Here is a 20,343-nt window from a genome sequence, read left to right on the forward strand (position 1 = left end):
CGTCACGTGCCGAGCCTGCCCCGCGGCGCCTGCGTGCACGTTGCGGCACCATCGCTGCCAGGGCAGACAGTGCGGGTCGGTGCATGGTGCTGCGCGGCGATTCGGCGGGGCAACGCTCTGGCATTCGGGGTGTGGCGGTAGCCCTCGATCTGTTTGGTGGGTCGTACCTGAAGCTGTTCGGGTTTCCTGACCTGGGCCTGTTTCCCACCGGGCTGGATGGTCTCGCCGCTCCAACTTCGGTAACCGGTACGGGCGAAGGCGACTCGTGTAGAGTGACCTCCTGCCGACCCGCAGAGGGGCGGGGGTCTTCAGCCGTGCAGAGCCCGGTGCTGTACATGGTGACTCGAGGGTGCGCAGCGCACCTGCTCTGTGAGAGACAGCTGTGCCATCCGTCGTCGTCAGGCATGCCGGCTCTCGCGTCAGTACCGGGTCTCGCGAGGGCGGAGAGGTATGTCGTGGAGTCGACACACGCAGCGGGCAACCGGAGTTCCAGCAGGCTCAGGGCGGCCCATGAGCGGAAGCGTTTCACTGGTGAGACCCTGGACGTCGCTCTCGCCGGCCTCGGGCGGGGCAATGTCATCGCCCTCGACACCTGTTCGCCGGGCCAGCGTTCACTGCGGGCGCTCCTCGCGCTCGGTCTGTTCAACGATGGGCCCATCGGCGGGCGCGGCGGTGCCTGGGGGTGGAGCCGGCTCAGCGTCTACGATCCGGTGATGTCGCCGCGCTGGGACGAGCTGGTGATCGTGGCCGAGCGTGCGCCGGACAACGTCTCCGACCTGCTGGTGTCGAAGCGGGACCAGAACTCCCTCCACGTGCCGGGCCTCCGGCTGTCCGGACGCTCGGTGAGCCACCCAGAGACATTCCACCTGCGGCACGAAGCCACGGGCGCGCGACTGGTCGTCACCGGACGCCCGAGTGGACCCCGGTGCGACGCACCACTGATTACCGAGCCGTGGCGGGGGCTCCGGATGTCCGGCGACGAGCTCACCGAGGCCGAGCGGGACGCCTTGGACGGCCTTTCACCCATCACCCCGGACGCCGAGGTGCTGCTCGCCGGGCTGGTGTCCCGGTACACCCTGGAGGACCGGGAGGAGAACTGGGCCACCAGCTGGGACTGGGACCCGCTCGACCGCCCCGGAGACCGGCGCCGGGACGCCGAGCAATACGGCCGCGGCGTGCAACGACGACTGTCCGGCCGCGGGGACTCGTGGGAACTCCGCTGGACGGGCTATCCCTACCCGGCTGACCTCGCCCGGGCCCTGACGCACCCTGTGGTGGGCATCGACGGGTCGGCGCTGGACCGCCACCGTGACACCTTCGAGGTGACGTACGGCGGCGCCCGTCTAGAACTCCGGGAGGGTATCTGACGGGGCGGGGGCTCGTTCGATGGTCGAGTTCCCATTGGCCTTGTTGGAAGGCCTCCCTGCGTGGGTGCGGGCGTCGCTGGTGGCGTTCATTGTCCTGGGCGTCCTGGCGCTGCGCATTCTGAACCGCCTGATCCCGCAGAACTCGCGGGACCGGTTGTCCTGGTGGCGAGCCGTCCTGCAACACCTTCGCGAGCGTGCTGACCGCAAGCGGCTGGCACCTCGTCAGGAGGAGGCAGCCTCCGGCAACCGCCGGCCCTGAGACAGGGGAGGCCTGCCTGACGACAGCTGCAGCGTGCAGTAGGCGTACGTGAGGTCGAGCCCGGCGGGGTCCCTGCCGAGCGGCCAACGGCAGTGTCAGCTGCTGCGGCAGCTTGTCCGCCACCAACTGCTCGACTTTCCTGGCCACTTCGCGGCAGAAGCGTTCGAAGGGGAGGTACTTCCAGGTCTCGTCCGGCAGTAGCGTGCCGTCGGCGAAGCCGCGCAGCACCTCGTGCACGTCGAGGCTGAGCCAGCCGTCATCGGCGAGGTTGTCAGCATAGCCGGCGGCGAGCACCCAGACCCGGCGCAGCTCGGGGCCGGATCATGCCCCGATGATGGTTGGCCGCCACGCGGCCGGAGTGACAGAGGTCGAGCAGCAGCAGGACGGTCGGGCCGTCCTTGTACTCGGCCGCGTCCTCGACCAGGTCGATACAGTACGCCAGCTGTTTGGTGCACTTTCCCGTCTCTGCTGACCACGTGGAGCCCACCGCTGTCGCGGGTGGGCTCCACGTGCGCCAGCAGGTGGACGATGACGAGGCCAGGACCGTCGCTCAGCGCCTCCCGCACGGCGGCCGTGGCAGCTGGGTCGGCCACGGGCTCAATCAGCGTGTAGCCGTACACCCGTCCGCCAGAACCTTGCGCACCAGCCCGGTGCAGCCGGCCGCATAGGGCAGCGGCTCCCAGGCTGGTGGCGTCTCGTCCGCCGGGTTTGTAGCTGCTCCCTCGACCCCCACGATGAGCGCGCGGCACTCCACCCCGAAACCCCTGATACATCATCACCACTGGCACCGGCGTCGGCCTGCCGACCTTCCCACCCGGCTTCGTCGGTCACCAGGCCTACCCGAAGCCACCATTGATGTAGTCGGCAGGGGGGAGGGTTGGGTGATGTCGCCCAACTCGACGATGCGGCCTGAGGTGTCGTGGGTGGCAGGGAAGACGGCGCTGAAGTTACTCGGAGCGGACGGGAGCGTGCTGAGGGCCCGTGTCACCTTGGTTGCGGTGTGGCGGCGAGACCGATGCGCGGGCCCATCACAGGCGCAGGCCGATTTCCTGCTTGCGTACCCAGGAGATGGCGGTCTCGTGGTCGATGCCGAGGGGTGGAGCTGGTCTGGGGTGGCCAGCGGGCAGTGGGCGAATGAGGACGCCAGTGGGTCCGCGGCTCCGGACACGTCCAGTCCTTGGGCGAGCCCCATCCAGTCGGGTCGGGTAAGCGGGCTGTCACTGGCCTGCCATAGCCTGATTAACATGCTGCTTAGCCAGCCGCTTCCGTACTCCGCGAGTTCGGCGCCGCTTGGAGCGCGGCGCGTGGGAAGCCAATCTCAGTGGGGCTCTGGGAGTGTTAGAACCACTCGGCGCTGCTGGCTACCAGAGCGGTCGGTTAATGATGATCCGGCTCCTCAGCACACCCCGCGGAAGGAGGCTGACGCGATGTGGGATGGTCTGAATGGACGCCAGCGTGCGTACCTACTCGCCTGCTTCCGCGAGGATCAGGAAGCCGAGCGGCGCGCCAAGGCGGCCCGTGCCAGCTACCGGAATCCAGGGCCCGCGTCAGTGTGGCGCAAGCTGCCGTTCTCGATCAAGGCCGACGCTCCGTTTGCCGAGCACACCGCCATCCAACAGCGACTTCGCGAGGACGGCCACCTGGACGCGGGCGCGGGATCCACTCTGCACGCACTCGCCCGAAGGGGACTTCTCAAGATCTCCGAGGATCGTATCGACATCCCTCAGATCGGTCTCGTTTCTCGCGTCATGGTAGAGCTAACGCGCCCGGGTCGAGCCTGTGCGCGTGCCGGACTCGGCATCAGCGCAGTTCCACGCCGACCCTCACACCTGCTCTCGGAGTGGCTGTGGCGCAACTTGACCCGCGTCGCGGAAGCGGGGTCTGAGGGGCTGTCCGAGGAAGCTATGGGGGGAAACTCGAGGTTCTATCTTGGCTCGGGTTACCGCCCTAACGGCACGACGAGCCGCGGGTACATCGACTCGTTCGCCGTTCGCGTGGAGAAGGGGCGCGGGACGTTCGTCCTCGAGTACCGATGGCGGATCACCGAGGCTGGTAGGCAGCACATCAACGCATGCCGGACCGCCTACCAAACCCGATACCCGGCTGTCCAGCTGAGGATCCCAGATCCGCTGTGATCGGACGATCGGCATCCAACTGTCACACCCCAGGTTTATGGTGCTTCGCGTGAAGTTCACCTCCACAGCGGAGCCGATTAGCCACCACGTGATCCGGCAGATGGTGATGCGCGCCGCGACAGTAGCGGCCCAGGCGTTCACAGACGCCGAGCAGGCGCCGGAAGACCGGCTGTGCACTCTGATGGACAGCCACGGCGAAGTCCTCGCGGCACGAGGACCCGGCCATCCACTCCCGTTCGAGTTCTTCCTGGCCAGACTCAGTGGCGACCTCGCCGACCTCCTCCCGGACGGGGTATCGCCGGAGGAGATGACCGGCGTGCACCTCATCAATGACGACGGGCTGTTCGAAGAAGACCTGTTCGACCTTGACCAGGAACAACGGGAGGTTGCGTGGGCCGTTCAGAAGGCTACCCGGGACGGCAGGTCCACCTCGATCGCGGAGATCGAGCAGGAGATGGACCAGGTCACCGTCAACTCAGGGCTGCGGAAGCGCGGAACCCAGGAGGCTTACGTCAAGGGCCGCTCCAACCTGTCCCGGTTTCCGGCTGGGACTGAGGCAGTGATCCGGCGGCTGAACCTGCCCAGCGTGGTCGGCCAGTTCTACCGGCCTATCAGCTTCGCGGCGCTCTACGAGCAGTGGTGGTTCGCCTGCCCCGTGTGCCGCTGGCCGATGAGGATCACCCGGCACCGTTCGCGGAAGTCGGTGAATGGCAGAGCCCAGTGCTTCTACCGACCGCACGCCAAGCTGATGGGGGCCAGCTACACCTTCAAGGTCCCTGTTGCCGGTAGGCCGCCGACCTTAATCCCCGGAGCTCCGCCGCCAGCGTTCACCGGCGCGGCATCCGTCCTCGCCCCCAACCCGCGAGGTGCTGTGCCTCAACCGATGCCGGCCTCCGGACACCTGGCGCTGGCGCGAGGACCGTGGCGCTACACCACGGTCCCCGGCCTCCTCGAGATCGCCCTGTACGACGCCCTGCTCGCACGCAGCTTCGCTGCCGCTCCGGAGCCCGGCATGAGCCCTACCGCTCTCGGAGCCGACGCTGACTGCCCAGGCAGCGTCACCCTCTGGCCCTACCTGGATACCTACGATCTGCACGTGGACGTGTGGCTGTCAGGCGGTCAGACGAAGTCCTTCCTGCTCGACATCAAGGACTTCACGTCGGAGATGCTGCTGGCGAAGAAGATCCAGGCCGACGGTGGCGACAACGGTGGGGCCGAGTGGATCGTCGTCCCTGATCACCGCGAGGCATCGCTTCCGCTCCTGCGCGGGGTATGCGAGGAGTTCGGTCTGAACGTGGCCACCGCCGGCGAGATCGGCCAGACGATTTGCAGGACGGCAGGGATCCGATGGGCATGACAGGCAGGCTCCGCAAGGACGATGCCTCGGTGAACTGCGCCCTGGCGCTCGCCGCCCACTACTTCCCCGGCGAGCCGGATGAGCATGGTCAGCCCACGGCGTCGTTCAGACACGCCGCGTTCCTGCTCTCAGGCCAGTACGACAAATGGTCGGCCTGGGCGCACCTCTCACACGCGGAGAAGCAACGCCTCGCCGACGTCCTCGTCAACGCCCCCGGAGAACTCGCTGGCGCACCTGCCTTCGCGACAGCCGCGCGGAGGAGGCTGACCTCGCCTTCTGCTGGCCAGGCACCCCAGTTCGTCCTCGTCGGTGAACCGCATATGGCCGAGGCTGCTTCGCTCCGGGTCGGAGATGACCTTCTGGCCTACGTGGACCGCACCATGAAGCGGGTCCACAAGGATCACCCGCGCCCGAAGCCAGCACTGCCCGCCGCTGCCGGGCAGTGGTTGACCCGCACGCTCTACGCCGGCGGCATCGGGGAGATCCAGGGCCGCGCTAACATCCCCGTGTTCGCGGGCGCTTCCGAGACCGACCCATGTCAGAGCCCGCCCCAGGTCCGCACTGCCGCCTATGTTGCGAGCGTTGAGATCCCCACCAGCGACCTTCTGGATCTCGCCCGGCAGCTGGACCAGCGACTCAAACCCGAAGGCAGGCACCTGCACCAGGTCCTCAAGACGCTGTTCGGCCAGCTCAACACCACGGACATGATCTCCCCGAAGGAGGCGATCCGCCTCTGCGCTGGCGCCACCGAGGTCTTCAACGCTCCTACAGGCACCGGCAAGAGCGTCCTCGTCCGTGTCATGGCCTCGTGGTTCGCCCTCAATGGCCTGGCCCTCGCGATCGTCCTCCCTACCGTTGAGGCGACGCTCTCGGCCGCGTGGGACATCAGCCAGGACCTCGCGAACCTTGGCCACCCCGAGATGTGCACACCCTTGATGTCCCCCTACGGACTGCACGATCGGGCCATGAAGATCGCCTCCCGCATCGAAGGCTCTATCGCCGAACAGTCGGCCAAGATCCGCTGGAAGATCGGTCAGCTCTCCTACGGTTGCTCGCTGAGCCGCTTCACGGAGGCCACCCACCCCTACCCGGCGGGCTCGGAGTCCTGTATGAGCCTCTACCCGCTCCCGCCGGGCAAGGGAACCAGGCGCTGCCCCTTCGTGCCGGTCTGCGGTAAGTACCAGCAACACCACAACGCCTGCACCGCCTCCGTCGTGGTGACCAACCACCACAACTTCATGATGGGCCGGATGCCCATCGGCATCACCCTCGACGACCGGCCCACCGCCGGTCTGAGCGTTGCCGAATTCCTGCTCCGCCGCTGCCATGCCACCCTCATCGACGAGATCGACCAGTTCCAGTCCACCGCCATTGGGAAGTGCTCCAGCGAACTGGTCCTGGACTCCCGCCTCGACAAGAAGATCCCGCTCCAGCAGCTTCACGACGAGCTGCGCAAGCAGCCACCGGCGACCGTCAAGGAGCTCGTTCCATCGGTCACCTACGCCCGCTACCTCACCGAGTTCCTCCTGGCCGCCGTTTGCGAAGGCCAGCTTCACCTGCGGCATTACGAGGGCGACGGTGGCCCTGTCGGTGACCGGGCTGGCATGAACAGCACCGGCTGGCACATCTCCGGGGGGCGGGACCGGCGCCTGATCCACCTGCTGTTCCCCGAGGCGGGCATCACCAGCGAGCACGAGATCCCGCAAGAGCTGTTCGACAAGCTCAACGCGCTCAGGCCGCCGAAGCCCGGCCAGGACCCGTTCACCGAGCCGTTCAGCACTGTGGAGCTGGAGGGCCACTACCTGGAAGCACGCGGCATTCTCGGTGATCTTCTCGGTCACCGCGGTGCTGACCTGCTCACCCACACCCAGCACCGCCTGGACGACCTCCTCAAGGCCATCGTCAAGGACGAGCACGACCGTGCCGAAACCGTCGAACTGCTTATCGTCCGGACCTGGTTGTCCGAACTGGACGACACCCTTAACGACCTCATGGGCAAGACCGCCCAGCTCCGCGCGAGCGGCCTGGCTTCGGCCCGAGCTCTCGCCGAACGCCTTGATCGCGGCATCGGAGCCAACATCCTCCCGTTCGGCATGCTCGGCCGCGCCCTGTTCGGCTACCGGGTCACCGGCCTGGACGACCCGGCGAAGACAGGCGAGCTCACCTCCCAGAGCATCACCGGAGACCCACACACATACACCGCCCAGCTCGGAAGCATCGTCGCTCTCGCCCTCGCCGGAATCGAGCGGCCCGTCATGGGCCTGTCCGCGACCGCGTATTTCCCGCAGGCCGTCCGCGAACACATCCACAGCACCGTGAAGTGGTGGATGACCGACGCCGCACCGGACAGCATCCGCGCGAAGAAGCACACGATCACCGACTCCCTCAACAACCCCATCCAGATCTCCGGACTCCCTCAGAACCTCAAGTCCAGGGCCCTTAAAGAGCTCGGGGAGCGCCTGTATGACACCCGTATCCACCCCGAGCTGCAGTGCCTGGAGAAGGAGGACAAGGACCGCGCGCACGCCGCCGTGGTCGTCAACTCCTACCTCCACTGCCGCTACATCGCGCTGGGCATCTACAACTCCGGCAACTACACCGGCGGCCTGTGTGTAGCCGTACCGCCTGACAAGGAACGCCGCAGCGATCTGCCGCCGCTGCCGGCCAGCATCATCGAGCTGACGCCCGAGGAGTTCGAGACCTTTCCGAAGAAGGGGAAGATCCTCGTCGTTCCCATGGCGCGCATCGCCCGTGGCCTGAACATCGTCATCGGGACCAAATCAGCGATCACCCCCGTCTACCTGTGCACCCGCCCTTTGGCGCTCTTGAGCGATCCTCCGGAAATGTACGCCTCGGTCAACGCCGCCGGACTCAACAGCCTGCCCAAGGAACCCAGCGACGACCCCGTCGCGGCGCTCACGGCCGCGCGGACCGAGGCGTGGAGACGCCTCAGCCTGATCATGCGCTCCGCGCCCGGCTTCGGGTCGACCCACAAGGTCCTGCAGGAGGAGATCGTCGCAGGCATGGTCGTCGACATGATCCAGCTTGCCGGACGCGCACGGCGCGGAGGCACGGACATGACCCTGCACCTCGTGGACTACGCCTTCCACCGCGACTCGTGGCAAGCCGACCTCGCCACCATCCTCACGCGGATGCACACCAACTGGGACGAGGACGAACGCCGCCGCATGGACGACATCTACCGCGAAGCCCTCGCTGCCTTCCTCGCCTACGCCGGGATCGGCCTGGCCGCATGACCACCCAAGGAGAACCCGCCCGCATGTCCGCCCGCCCGTCCAAGCAGACCCAGCGCCTCGACCTCCTCGCTGGCCGGGTCACACCCAGCCTCCTCGGGGACGCCTCCGTCCACATCCGTGACTGCGGCCCGGCCGGCGTCAACATGTGGAGGATCTTCGAGAACGCCTACCGCAGGCGAGCCGGGAGGGATGAGGTCCAGGCGCCGCACTCCATCGCCACGACGGCACTGCGCGCTCTCACCGGCGGATACGTCTGGCTGGACGCCAAACGGGCCGTCCTGGCCAGTCAGGAGCCCATCGACGACGACACGATCCGCGACGTCTTCACCCTGCTGCACGGACTGGCCATGGGTGACGACATCGACGACATCGACCTGAACCAGCCAGTCGGCATCGCGGATAAGTTCGCCTCCACCACCCAGGAACAGCGTGCGCTGGCCGACTACCTGCTCCGCTCACCCAGCGGACAGCCCGACGCCCCCAGCTGGGTCTATCAGACCGTCGCCTGGGACCTCGCCCGCAGGATCGCCGCCGAGCCCTGGGCCATCGACGGACTGTCCGTCCGGCTCCGCCCGGACACTGCAGGCGGCCTCGTCGCATGGGATGACCCCTGGCCCGACGAGAACGGAACGCGCTTCTCTCTGCCGCGAATCCGGCTGCAGATGAAGACCGAGCCCAACGTGAGCGACCCGCTGATCCTCGTCTCCGCCTCCGCGACCCGGATCAACCGCTCCATGGACTTCACCCGCACCGTCCTCGCTGAACAGGACCACCCGGACCGACCGTTGGTCGAAGTCGAACTCGACGGCAGGGGCCGCCTGCGCAACGTCAACCGCCTCGCCCTCCAGGCCCTCTCCCGGCTCGGCATGGGCCGCTCCGTCCTCCACGAGATCGACCGGCAGATCCAGGCCGACCGACTGACCCGCCAGCGAGCCCAGGAGAATGGAGAGGAACCTCCCACCTCGCAGCAGCTGGGAACGGTCCGGCCCATCATGGCCAAGAACTTCTACTTCCCCGTCGGCTCCGGCGTCGGCATGGACTACTACCGAGGGCTCTACGAGCACATCCAGATCACACTCGGCGACCACTGGCAGCCGCTCCACGGCTTCTTCGAGGGCGGCAACTTCAAGCAGGCCCAGAAGGCTGACGTCCTGATGGATCCGCTGGACATTACCCGCTCCCTGGAGGCCATGGGTCTCGACCATCTGCGCATCGTCTGCCTGTGGGCGACCGATGAGGTCCGCCAGCGGATGATCAACGCCCTCGCCCTCGCCTACGGCCTCGATCCCACCGCCCTCAACCCCGCTGAAGGCAAGAGCGTCACGCTGCACGGCACCCGCATCAGCGCCGTGTTCCAGCACGTCCCCGAATTCCTCCAGCACGGACCTGCGACCGGCCGGTCCGCGCACACGGCCGACCTGCTCTCGCTGAAGACGGCATCCGGCGAGATCGTCGGCGTCTGGGCCGAGACCGAATACGGCGATGGGAAGAAGAACTCCGTACCACGGCCGAAGGACAGCGAGGACGCCAAGCATCAGACCCACCGCATCCTCGCCAAGATGGATCTGGTCGTCCAGTACATCGACCGCGCCGTCCAGACCGGCATCGACAAGTCCACCGGCATGGACCACCAGAGCCTGTCCTGCCTCATGGACCTCTACCGCAACCTCGGGTTCATCGACCGCCGGGTATCCAGCATCCTGACCAAGCCCATCGGCGAGCACCCCGCCGACGGCGTCGCCCACTGCGGCGTCCACGTCCGAAGGCAGTCACGCCGGCCGGGAGAGCGGGATGCCAGGATCGTCGTCTCAGCCACCGTCCTCAAGCCCCCCACCGTCGTGGACGGTGCGTGGACGCTCCACGGATGGTCCTACACCGACCGCGTCTGGAAGCCATACCACCTCGCCGAAGCCGCCTTCCACGCCGCCGACTACCCGGCTGGGAAGATGACGGAGTTCATGGACAACTTCGCCGGCCACTCCAGCACCGCTAAGGTCATCGACCAAGCGCTGGAAGACCTCGCCGACTACCTCGACGGCACCCCCTACACCGTTACGGTGGACGGCGTCGCCTGCCGGCGCCTGTGGAAGGGACTGAACAACAAGGCCCAGGGGCAGCCGCCCGAGCCGAACACGACCTGGCTCCCGGGCTCCACCATCGCCCCCCGGTTCCGGCCCATCGCCGTGATCCGGCTGAACACCACTGACGAGGAAGTCCCCCGCCCAGTACAGGTGACGATCACCGACGAGGACGACACGGAGATCAAGACGAAGGAGCGCACCACCCAGGTCTTCCGCATTGACCCAGACCTCGGGAAGAACAGCACCTGGTTCCTCGTCAACACCACCCACCAGTTCGACGGCAACGGCGCCGGCCGACAGGGCTCGAAGAAGACGCGCTGGTCCGCCCTGCCGTGGAACAAGGGCAAGAACGAGATCAAGGCCAACTACTGCGCCATGACCGCCACCGAGATCTTCCCGATCGCCGTGAACACGGACCACCGACGGGAGCTGACGATGGTGACCGCCAGGCTCTGTCACCAGGCGCTTGCGTGGAAGCACCGGACGCGCTACCCGATCGCCCTCCACGCTGCTCTCCAGATGGACAAGGATCACCCGCAGTTCCGACGCACCGTCGCGCCCGATGACCTGGAGGATGAGACGAACAGTGGGGACGAGTAACCCAGCCACTCTCTGGCGGCTCGCTCCTGGGACGCCGGGGTCCACTGGGCCGCCTACCGAGCGGTCAGATCACGCTCACTGCTTAGGAGCGCGGCCACGATGTCTGCTCTCGGTAGTAGTCGCTCGTGCTCGTGGTCCCGGACCCGCAGCTGCTGGGTGTCGTCGAGTGGACGCTCGCCGGTGAATCCTGCGCTTCGTCATGATCGGCACCATGTGGTGCAGGTCTGTTTCCGCCCGTGACGCAATTTGTCTCACAAGGTGTTTGCGTTTGCTGGCGTGCAGGCTTTGGCAGTCGTGCCCGGCGTGCCGGGCGATCAAGGAAGGCAGCAGGGCTTCTCGAGTATGCCCGTCATGGAGCCGCTGGTCAGATAGGGTGCCAGAGTGTTCCGCCGATCTGGCTCGGCGACAACTCCTCCGTGATGAAGAAGGTCATCGAGCGCCTCTACGCCTGCTCGTCGATTCTCAACTCCGAAGGTCAGTACGCCTACTACGGCCGGGTCGGCGGCTGCCTGATCACCGGCAACGAGGACGGCGCCAAGCACTGCGCGATGAACGTGCTCTACAGCCTCCAGCACCTCGGCTACACCATCCCGCCGCAGGCGGACGCCGGCTGGGTCGGCGAGGCCGGCCCCGGGCCGTCCTACCTGGACCCGGGCTCCGGCGGCCCGCAGAACGACTTCACCAACCGCAACACCACCTTCATGACCTGGAACCAGCTCCACCTGGCCCGGATGCTCAAGGACGCCGGCGGCATTCCGGCGCACGGCAACCAGCGCTCGGAGTGGGACGCCGGCTGCCGCTTCGACTTCGAGAACCCCGAGCACCGCTGAGTGGAGCGTGGGCCGTCAACCGCTCGGCGGCCCCGTAGAGCACATGGACGCCGACGAGTTCGCGGTGCCGGTCGTACCGCTGGTCGAAGGTGGTGGAAGGGTCATCGGTCGTGTCGGGCCCCGACCAGTCGATCCCGTCGGATTCCCGCGCCCGCGGTGTGGGAGACCATGGATCACCAAGTGACCGGCAACGCCTGCAGGCCGCGGAAGACCAGTTCCGGTACGTAGGTGAGCTCGGACTCGTCAACGGCGAGGCGCAGTCCCGGATACCGTTTCACCACGGACCCGATCGCCACCCGCATCTCCCGGCGGGCCAGTATCGCGCCGAGGCAGAAGTGCGGCCCGTGCCCGAAGGCGAGGTGCGCTGCCGGTCCTTCGCGCGTGATGTCGAAGCGGCCGGGATCCGGGTACACACCGGGGTCGCGGTTGGCCGCGACGATGACCGGCAACACCGGTTCGCCCGCCCCCAGTTCGACGCCCTCCAGATCGACGGGCTCGGTCGTGACCCGGACCTCGGCCGAGGTGAAGAGCCTGCTGTAGCGCAGTAGTTCGTCGACCGCCGGACCGATCAGGTCCGGTGACGACCGCAGCAGGGCGAGTTGGTCCGGATGGCGCAGCAGGGTCAGCAACGAGTTGCCCAGCTGGTTGACGGTCGTCTCGTGGCCGGCGATCAGCAGGCCCTCGAGGTTGGCCAGCAGCTCGGGTTCGGTGAGGTGGTCGCCCTCGTCGTTGGCGGCGACCATGGCCGAGATCAACCCGTTGTCCGGCTGCGCCCGCTTCTGACGCACCAGGTCGGCGAGCCAGTCCTGCATCTCGCTCTGCGCGGCCCGCAGTTCGTCCGGAGTGATGTCCGTGACGAACAGCCGCCTGGTCCACCTGCGGATGGCCTCCGCCTCGGAGTAGGGCACGCCGAGCAGCTCGCAGATGACCATCAACGGCAGCGGGGTACAGAGACCTGCCACAAGGTCCGCGGTTGGATCGAGGGAGTCGAGCAGGGAGTCCACCAGGGACTGCACGCGTGGCTCGAGCTGGTCGACCATGCGCGGGCTGAACGCCTGCGACATCAGCTTGCGCAGGCGGGCGTGGCGCTCGCCGTCCAGGCTGGTGACCAGTAACGGGTCGGCGGCGACGGTCAGTTGCAGCGGGCTGCCCGGAAGGGTGGCCGCCTCCCGGCTGAACCGGCTGTCGCTCAGAACCTGGCGCACCGCCTGATAGGAAAGGGCGAGCCAGACCTTTGCCGGACCGATCGTCGCGTGGACGACCGGAGCCTGCGCGAGCAGAGCCTCGGCTTCGGGCTCGTTGTCGAGGTGGTGTGGGGTGGTGAAGGGAAACGTGGCTTGCATCGCTGCCTCCTGACTGGATGTCACCAGGTCCGCGCACCGGGTGCCGGGCGCGAACGGCCGGGACCGATGCGCGGATCGGTGACAGCTGGGTTGTGTGCCGCCGGGGGCGGTGGCGCTTCGCGATCGTCTCGAATGCGATGAGGGGTCAAACGGTTCAGCCGGAGCTGTCGACGGCGCCGGTGGGCGGTTCGCTCGATCCGGGTGGTGATCGCCGTGCGGAGGTTCTCCCGGGTGGCCGGATGACGGTCGAGGACGCTTCTGCGGGAGTGCGAACGGGATTCTAGGGCGTGGTCACCGGAGGTGTCGACGGTGCCCATGAACCCGGCCCGGTCGTGACGGTGCGGGGCGTGGACGCACGTCCGTGACCGCACCGGCAGATTCGCCGGCAGGTCCGCCGGCGGACACCGCGACGGGCCGTCCGTGAGAAACGACGCGTTTCATGGGGCACACGGGACGGATCTCGCCACGGTGCCTCTTTCGTGCAGGCATATGACGTTGTGGTGTGCCTCCTTTGAGACAGCCTTCGCCCGGCCTGTGGCGAGGGCGTGATGTTGCTGCCATGCTCATCTGCGCGGCGGAACGATCATCGCCTCGACCCCCACGCTCAGCTCACCAGTGCGTCCAGCTCACCAGTGCGTCTTCCTCGACGGGTCGCCAACGCTGTCGCTTTCGAGGGCCGCTCCACTGATCCAGATGCCCGAAGCGCGGGCGAGTCCGGGTTCGGATACCACCGGGTCGCCGGGCTGCCCACGCGCTCGATGCTCCGGCCGCTTGCGCGGCCGGAGCCGCACCATCGGGACTGCTACGGAAACACCCCACCTTCCTTCATCCCCCCGGCTCACGAGGTGTCGATGTGATGCGCTTCCCCCTGGATTCGGACGCTGATCGTGTCGCTGTCATCGGAATGGCGGGCAGGTTGCCGAAAGCCCCGGATCCGGCGGCGTTCTGGCGCCTGCTGTGCGACGGGGCCGACGCGATCACCGCGCCGCCCGTGGGTCGGCAGGGCGTACGGCACGGCGGCTACCTGGACCGGGTGGACGGCTTCGACGCGGCGTTCTTCGGTGTGTCCCCCCGCGAGGCCGCCGGCATGGATCCGCAGCAGCGGCTCATGCTCGAACTCGCCTGGGAGGCCCTGGAGGACGCCCGGATCGTGCCGAGCACGCTGACGGACGGCCCGGCGGGGGTGTTCGTCGGCTCGATGTGGGAGGACTACACGTCCCTGACCTACCCCGGTCACATCACGCCGCACACGCTGACCGGCACCAACCGGGGCGTCATCGCCAACCGCGTCTCGCACTTCCTCGGTGTGCGCGGACCGAGCATGACGGTCGACACGGCCCAGTCGTCGGCGCTGGTCGCGGTGCATCTGGCGGTCGAGAGCCTGCGCCGCGGCGAGTCGGCGCTCGCCCTGGCCGGCGGGGTGAACCTCAACCTGACCGCTGCCCGCGAGGAGGGGGCGGCGGAGTTCGGCGGCCTGTCCCCGGACGACCGCTGCTTCACCTTCGACGCCCGGGCCAACGGCTTCGTCCGCGGCGAGGGCGGCGCCTTCCTCGTCCTGAAACCGCTGGACCGGGCCCTGGCCGACGGGGACCGCGTCTACGGTGTCATCCGGGGCAGCGCGGTCAACAACGACGGCGCCACACAGAGCCTGACCGTGCCCAGCGCGCAGGCCCAGGAACAGGTCATCCGCGAGGCACTGGCCCGCGCCGGCGTGCGTCCCGCGGACGTGCAGTACGTGGAGCTGCACGGCACCGGCACCGCCGTCGGCGACCCCATCGAGGCCACCGCCGTCGCGGCGGCCTACCGCGACCCGGCCGAGTCCGGCGACGCCGACAGCGCCCTGCGGGTCGGATCCGCCAAGACGAACGTCGGCCACCTGGAAGGCGCCGCAGGCATCGTCGGTCTGCTCAAGGCCGTCCTCAGCGTGTACCACCGTGCACTGCCGCCGAGCCTGAACCACGAAACCCCCAACCCCGGCATCCCTCTCGACGCACTGGCGCTGCGGGTCCAGACCGCGCTGACCCCCTGGCCGCGGCCGGACGCGCCCCTGCTCGCGGGCGTGTCGTCGTTCGGCATGGGCGGCACCAACGCGCACGTGATCGTCGAGCAGGCGCCCGATGCGGCCGCGCCGCCGACCCGCCGGCCCGCCCCCGAGGCCCGGCCGGCGCCGTGGATCGTCACGGCGCGGACCAAGCAGGCGCTACGAGCGCAGATCGAGCGCCTGCGCGAGCACGTGCGCAGCCACCCGGACCTGACCGCCGCCGAGGTCGCGCACGCGCTGGCCACCACCAGAACCCGTTTCGCGCACCGCGCGGTCCTGCTCGACTCCGCCCAGGTCGCCGCCGGCCGGGCCGGCACCCCGGGCCGTACCGTCTTCGTGTTCCCCGGCCAGGGCGCGCAGTGGGTCGGCATGGGCCGGGAGCTGTACGCCGCGTACCCCGTCTTCCGGGCCGCCGCGGACGAGTGCGCCCAGGCCCTGGCCCCGTACACCGACTGGTCCCTGGCCGATGTCCTGGACGGCGCCCCGCTCGACCGCGTGGACATCGTGCAGCCCGCCCTGTTCGCGGTGATGGTGTCCCTGGCGGCACTGTGGCGCTCCTTCGGTGTCGAGCCCGACGCGGTGGTCGGGCACTCGCAGGGCGAGATCGCCGCGGCATACGTCGCGGGCGCGCTGTCGCTGTCCGACGCGGCCCGGATCGTGGCGCTGCGCAGCCGCGCGCTGGTGGCGCTGACCGGCCGGGGCGGCATGGTGTCCGTGGCCCTGTCCGCCGAGCGGGCCGAGGACTACGTGTCGCGCTGGGGCGGCGCGCTGACGGTCGCCGTGGTCAACGCAACCGGCTCGGTCGTGGTGTCCGGCGACACGCAGGCCCTGTCCGAACTGGTCGAGTCCTGCGCGGCGGACGGTGTCCGCGCACGCGTCGTCCCGGTGGACTACGCCTCCCATTCCGCGCAGGTCGAGGCGATCCGCGAACAGCTGCGCACCGAACTGGACGGTGTGCGGCCGCGGCAGGGCACCATCCCGTACTACTCCGCGGTCACCGGCGGCCTCCTCGACGACACCACGGAGCTCGACGCCGGCTACTGGTACCGCAACCTGCGCGAGCCGGTCCGCTTCGACCTGGCCACCGCCGCACTGCTGGCGGACGGGCACGACGTCGTGGTCGAGGTCAGCCCGCACCCGGTGCTGCTGCCCGCCCTCGAACAGACCCTGGAACAGGCCCGCGAGCGGACCGGCGTGCCCGGCCTCGCCACCGGCACGCTGGGCCGTGACCGGGGCGGACCGGACGTCTTCCTGACCGCGCTGTCCCGGCTGTTCGTGGCCGGCGTGCCGGTCGACTGGTCCCCGGCCGTCGCCGAGGCCGCACCGGTCGACCTGCCCACGTACGCCTTCCAACGTCGTTCGTACTGGCTGCCCGAAGCGACAGCCGGGCAGAGCCCACGGACCCCGGGCGGCCCGGGGACTCCCGCGGCGGAGACCGCCGCAGCCGGCCGGCCGGACGGTGGCCCGGAGGCCTGCGACACCGGGGCCGACGGCACGGACACGGGCGACCCCGAGTCGGGCGCCGCGGTCGACGCGGTCGACGCGGCCGCCGTGGTCACCGCGCAGATCGCGCTCGTGCTGGGCCACGAGAACCCCGCGGACATCGATCCCGAGCTCACCTTCAAGGACCTCGGCTTTGACTCGGTCACCGGGCTCGAACTGCGCAACCGCCTGGCCGGCGCCCTGGATCGGCAACTCCCCTCCGGTCTGGTCTTCGACCACCCGACGCCCGCGGAGCTGATCGACTGGCTGCGCACCGGCCCCGGCGACCGACCGGCCCCCGCCGCCGCGGCCGCCCACGACGACCCGGTCGTCATCGTGGGGATGGGCTGCCGCTTCCCCGGCGGGGTGGCCTCGCCGGACGACCTGTGGCGGCTCGTCACGGAGGGCGTGGACGCGATCGGCGACTTCCCGGACGACCGCGGCTGGGACCTGGGCGGCCTGTACGACCCGGAACTGCGCGGCGCGGGCACCACGTACATCACCCGGGGCGGGTTCCTGGAGGCGGCGGCCGGCTTCGACGCTCCGTTCTTCGGCATCTCGCCCCGCGAGGCGCTCGCCATGGACCCGCAGCAGCGGCTCGTGCTGGAGACGGCCTGGGAGACCTTCGAGCACGCCGGGATCGACCCGGCCTCGCTGCGCGGCAGCCACACCGGCGTGTTCACCGGCGTCTGGTCGTCCGGCTACGCGACCGGACCGGGTCTGCCGGAGGACCTGGAGGGATACCTGTTCACCGGCGTCGCGACCAGCGTCACGTCCGGCCGGGTCGCCTACCACCTCGGGCTGCGCGGTCCGGCGCTGTCCGTGGACACCGCCTGCTCGTCGTCCCTGGTCGCCGTCCACCTGGCCGCCCAGGCCCTGCGCGCGGGCGAGTGCTCGCTGGCGCTCGCCGGCGGTGTCACGATCATGGCGACACCGCTGGGCTTCACCGAGTTCTCCCGTCAGCACGGCCTCGCGGCGGACGGCCGCAGCAAGCCCTTCGCCGCCGCGGCCGACGGCACCAGCTGGGCCGAGGGCGCCGGCTTGGTGCTGCTGGAACGTCTGTCGGACGCCCGTCGCAACGGTCACCGGGTGCTGGCGGTGGTCGCGGGAAGTGCGGTCAACCAGGACGGCGCGTCCAACGGCCTGACCGCGCCCAACGGCCCGTCGCAGGAGCGGGTGATCCGGCAGGCGTTGGCGAATGCCGGGTTGGAGGCGTCCGAGGTGGACGCGGTGGAGGCGCACGGCACCGGCACCACCCTCGGCGACCCCATCGAGGCCCACGCCCTGCTGGCCGCCTACGGTCAGGACCGGGTGGAGCCGTTGTGGCTGGGGTCGGTGAAGTCCAACATCGGCCACACCCAGGCCGCCGCCGGCGTCGCGGGCCTGATCAAGATGGTCATGGCGATGCGGCACGGCGAACTCCCGCGAACCCTGCACATAGACGCCCCCTCCCCGCACGTCGACTGGGCCTCCGGCGGCGTCCGGCTGCTGACCGAGGCCCGGCCCTGGCCCGACAGCGGTCACCTGCGCCGCGCCGGCATCTCGGCCTTCGGCATCAGTGGCACCAACACCCACCTCATTATCGAGCAGAGCAGCATCGAGCAGTCCTCCGAACCGGACCCGGGCCACCTTCCCCACCCCGCCGACCGGGCCGCCCCCACCGCCTGGCTGCTGTCCGCGAAGACCGAAGCCGCGCTGCGCGCCCAGGCCGAGCGGCTGCACGCGTTCGCGACCGCCCACCCCGACGTCCCGGCCGCCGCGATCAGCCGCGCACTGGCCGCCCGCACCCGGTTCGAGCACCGGGCCGCGGTGGTCGGCGCCGACCGGGACGACCTGCTGTCCGGCCTGGCCGCGCTCCCGCCGGGGCTGCCGGGACTGCCGGCCCGTACCGGCGGGACCGTGTTCGTCTTCCCCGGACAGGGGGCGCAGTGGGCGGGCATGGGCCACGACCTGTACGAGCAGTCCGAGGTCTTCCGCGCCGGCATCGACGCCTGCGCCGCCGCCCTGGCCCCGTACACCGACTGGTCGCTGGTCGACGAACTGCGCCACGGCTCGCTGGAGCGCGTCGACGTGGTGCAGCCGGCCCTGTTCGCCGTCATGGTGGCGCTGGCCGACCTGTGGCGGTCCTACGGCGTGCAGCCGGACGCCGTGGTCGGCCACTCCCAGGCGGAGATCGCCGCCGCGTACGTCGCCGGCGCGCTGTCGCTGCGGGACGCCGCCAAGGTCGTGGCGTTACGGTCCAGGGCACTGGCCGTCATCGCCGATCGGGGCGGCATGGTGTCCCTCGCACTGTCCGTCGAACAGGCTGCCGGTTACCTGGCCCGCTGGGGCGAGCGGCTGACCACCGCCGTGGTGAACGGACCCGCGGCGGTCGTGGTGTCCGGTGGCCTCGACGTGCTGGACGAACTGCTGACGGCCTGTGAGGCCGACGGCATCCGCGCCCGCCGCCTGCCCGTCGACTACGCCGCCCACTCCGCGCAGGTCGAGGCGATCCGAGAGCAACTGCTCACCGACCTGGCCGACATCACACCCCGCTCGGCGGCGATCCCGTTCTACTCCACGGTCACCGGCGAGCCGCTCGACACCTCCGCCCTCGACGCCGGCTACTGGTACCGCAACCTCCGCGAACCCGTACGGTTCGACCTGGCCACCGGCCGGCTCACCGCCGACGGCCACGACCTGTTCCTGGAGGTCAGCCCGCACCCGGTGCTGGTGCCCGCGCTGGACGTCGCCGCCACCGGAACACTGCGCCGCGATCACGGCGGCCTCACCGAGTTCCTCGCCGCGGCGGGACGCCTCTACGCCGCCGGAGCCGACGTCGACTGGATTCCGGTCCTGCCCCGCACCGCACCCAGGGCGGACCTGCCCACGTACGCCTTCCAGCGCGAGCCCTACTGGGTGACCGCGACCCCGCCGGTGCCCCGTGACGACTGGCGGTACGAGGTGGCATGGGCGCCGACGAGCGGTACCGCTGCCCCGGTGGACCCGGCTCGCTGGCTCGTCCTGGCCACGACCGGGCACCCGTGGGCCGAGGCCCTGCGCGAACGGGGCTTCGCGGTGGCCGACACCTGGGACATGGCCGACACCTGGGACGCCCGGCCCGGGCCGGACGGTGTGCTGTCGCTGCTGGCGCTGGACGAGGAGCCGCACCCCGACCACCCGGTGCTCCCGGCGGGCCTGGTCCTCACCCTGGATCTGGTCCGCAGCCTGGACCAGGTGCGCAGCCTGGACCCGGTGCGGGCGGCCGTCCCACTGTGGTGCGCGACCAGCGGCGCCGTGAGCACCTCGGGCACCGACCCGGTCACCAGCCCGGCCCAGGCCCTGGCGTGGGGCACCGGCGCGTCCGCGGCGCTGGAGTTCCCGCACGGTTGGGGCGGCCTGGTCGACCTTCCCGCCGTGCCCGACGAGGAGAGCGTGAACGCGCTGCTCGTCGTGCTCGCCGGCACGGGCGAGGACCAGGTGGCGATCCGCGGCACCCGGCGCTTCGCCAAGCGGCTGCGCCGCAAGGCCTCATCGGGCCCGGCCGCGCGGCCCTGGCGGCCGCGGGGCACGGTGCTGGTCACCGGCGGCACCGGCGCGCTCGGCGGACAT

The 20,343-nt window shown here is 69.6% G+C and carries 7 protein-coding genes and 1 pseudogene; 7 read left to right on the forward strand and 1 reads right to left on the reverse strand.

Annotation, left to right across the window (positions count from 1 at the left end):
• Nucleotides 1–404 precede the first annotated feature (404 nt).
• From BG452_RS38435 to BG452_RS38460, 6 genes and pseudogenes are all read left to right on the forward strand, one after another.
• Complete coding sequence (locus tag BG452_RS38435; protein WP_188308975.1) at nucleotides 405–1,367, forward strand: hypothetical protein; 963 nt, start codon at nucleotides 405–407, stop codon at nucleotides 1,365–1,367.
• A gap of 19 nt (nucleotides 1,368–1,386) precedes the next feature.
• Nucleotides 1,387–1,626, forward strand: coding sequence for a hypothetical protein (locus BG452_RS38440; protein WP_188308976.1), 240 nt, complete (start codon nucleotides 1,387–1,389; stop codon nucleotides 1,624–1,626).
• Between the two features lie 2,184 nt (nucleotides 1,627–3,810).
• Nucleotides 3,811–5,118: a hypothetical protein gene (locus BG452_RS38445; RefSeq protein WP_317621421.1), complete on the forward strand. Its 1,308-nt coding sequence runs from the start codon at nucleotides 3,811–3,813 to the stop codon at nucleotides 5,116–5,118.
• The gene (locus tag BG452_RS38450; protein ID WP_223243356.1) at nucleotides 5,115–8,375 is read left to right on the forward strand and encodes a hypothetical protein; all 3,261 of its coding nucleotides are present in this window, start codon (nucleotides 5,115–5,117) and stop codon (nucleotides 8,373–8,375) included. The genes BG452_RS38445 and BG452_RS38450 overlap by 4 nt, the downstream gene beginning before the upstream one ends.
• 23 nt (nucleotides 8,376–8,398) lie before the next feature.
• Entirely contained in the window at nucleotides 8,399–11,056 is a 2,658-nt protein-coding gene (locus BG452_RS38455) for an RNaseH domain-containing protein (RefSeq protein ID WP_188308978.1), read from the forward strand.
• A 389-nt stretch (nucleotides 11,057–11,445) separates the two neighbouring features.
• Nucleotides 11,446–11,886 (forward strand): annotated as a pseudogene (locus BG452_RS38460) (flavodoxin family protein); the annotation flags it as partial.
• A 173-nt stretch (nucleotides 11,887–12,059) separates the two neighbouring features.
• Here BG452_RS38460 and BG452_RS47910 read toward each other — a convergent pair.
• Complete coding sequence (locus tag BG452_RS47910) at nucleotides 12,060–13,253, reverse strand: cytochrome P450 family protein (protein ID WP_188308979.1); 1,194 nt, start codon at nucleotides 13,251–13,253, stop codon at nucleotides 12,060–12,062.
• An 832-nt stretch (nucleotides 13,254–14,085) separates the two neighbouring features.
• On the opposite strand from BG452_RS47910, the gene BG452_RS38470 reads away from it, so the two are divergent.
• A partial coding sequence (locus BG452_RS38470) for a type I polyketide synthase (RefSeq protein WP_262986109.1) occupies nucleotides 14,086–20,343 on the forward strand: 6,258 nt, incomplete at its 3' end.

This window comes from Streptomyces sp. CBMA123, assembly GCF_014596465.1.
In the GTDB taxonomy this organism is placed as follows: domain Bacteria; phylum Actinomycetota; class Actinomycetes; order Streptomycetales; family Streptomycetaceae; genus Kitasatospora.

Coding starts and splice junctions, on each gene's coding strand:
- BG452_RS38435 (WP_188308975.1), top strand. CDS start 405: ATGCCGGCTCTCGCGTCAGTACCGGGTCTCGCGAGGGCGGAGAGGTAT.
- BG452_RS38440 (WP_188308976.1), top strand. CDS start 1,387: ATGGTCGAGTTCCCATTGGCCTTGTTGGAAGGCCTCCCTGCGTGGGTG.
- BG452_RS38450 (WP_223243356.1), top strand. CDS start 5,115: ATGACAGGCAGGCTCCGCAAGGACGATGCCTCGGTGAACTGCGCCCTG.
- BG452_RS38455 (WP_188308978.1), top strand. CDS start 8,399: ATGTCCGCCCGCCCGTCCAAGCAGACCCAGCGCCTCGACCTCCTCGCT.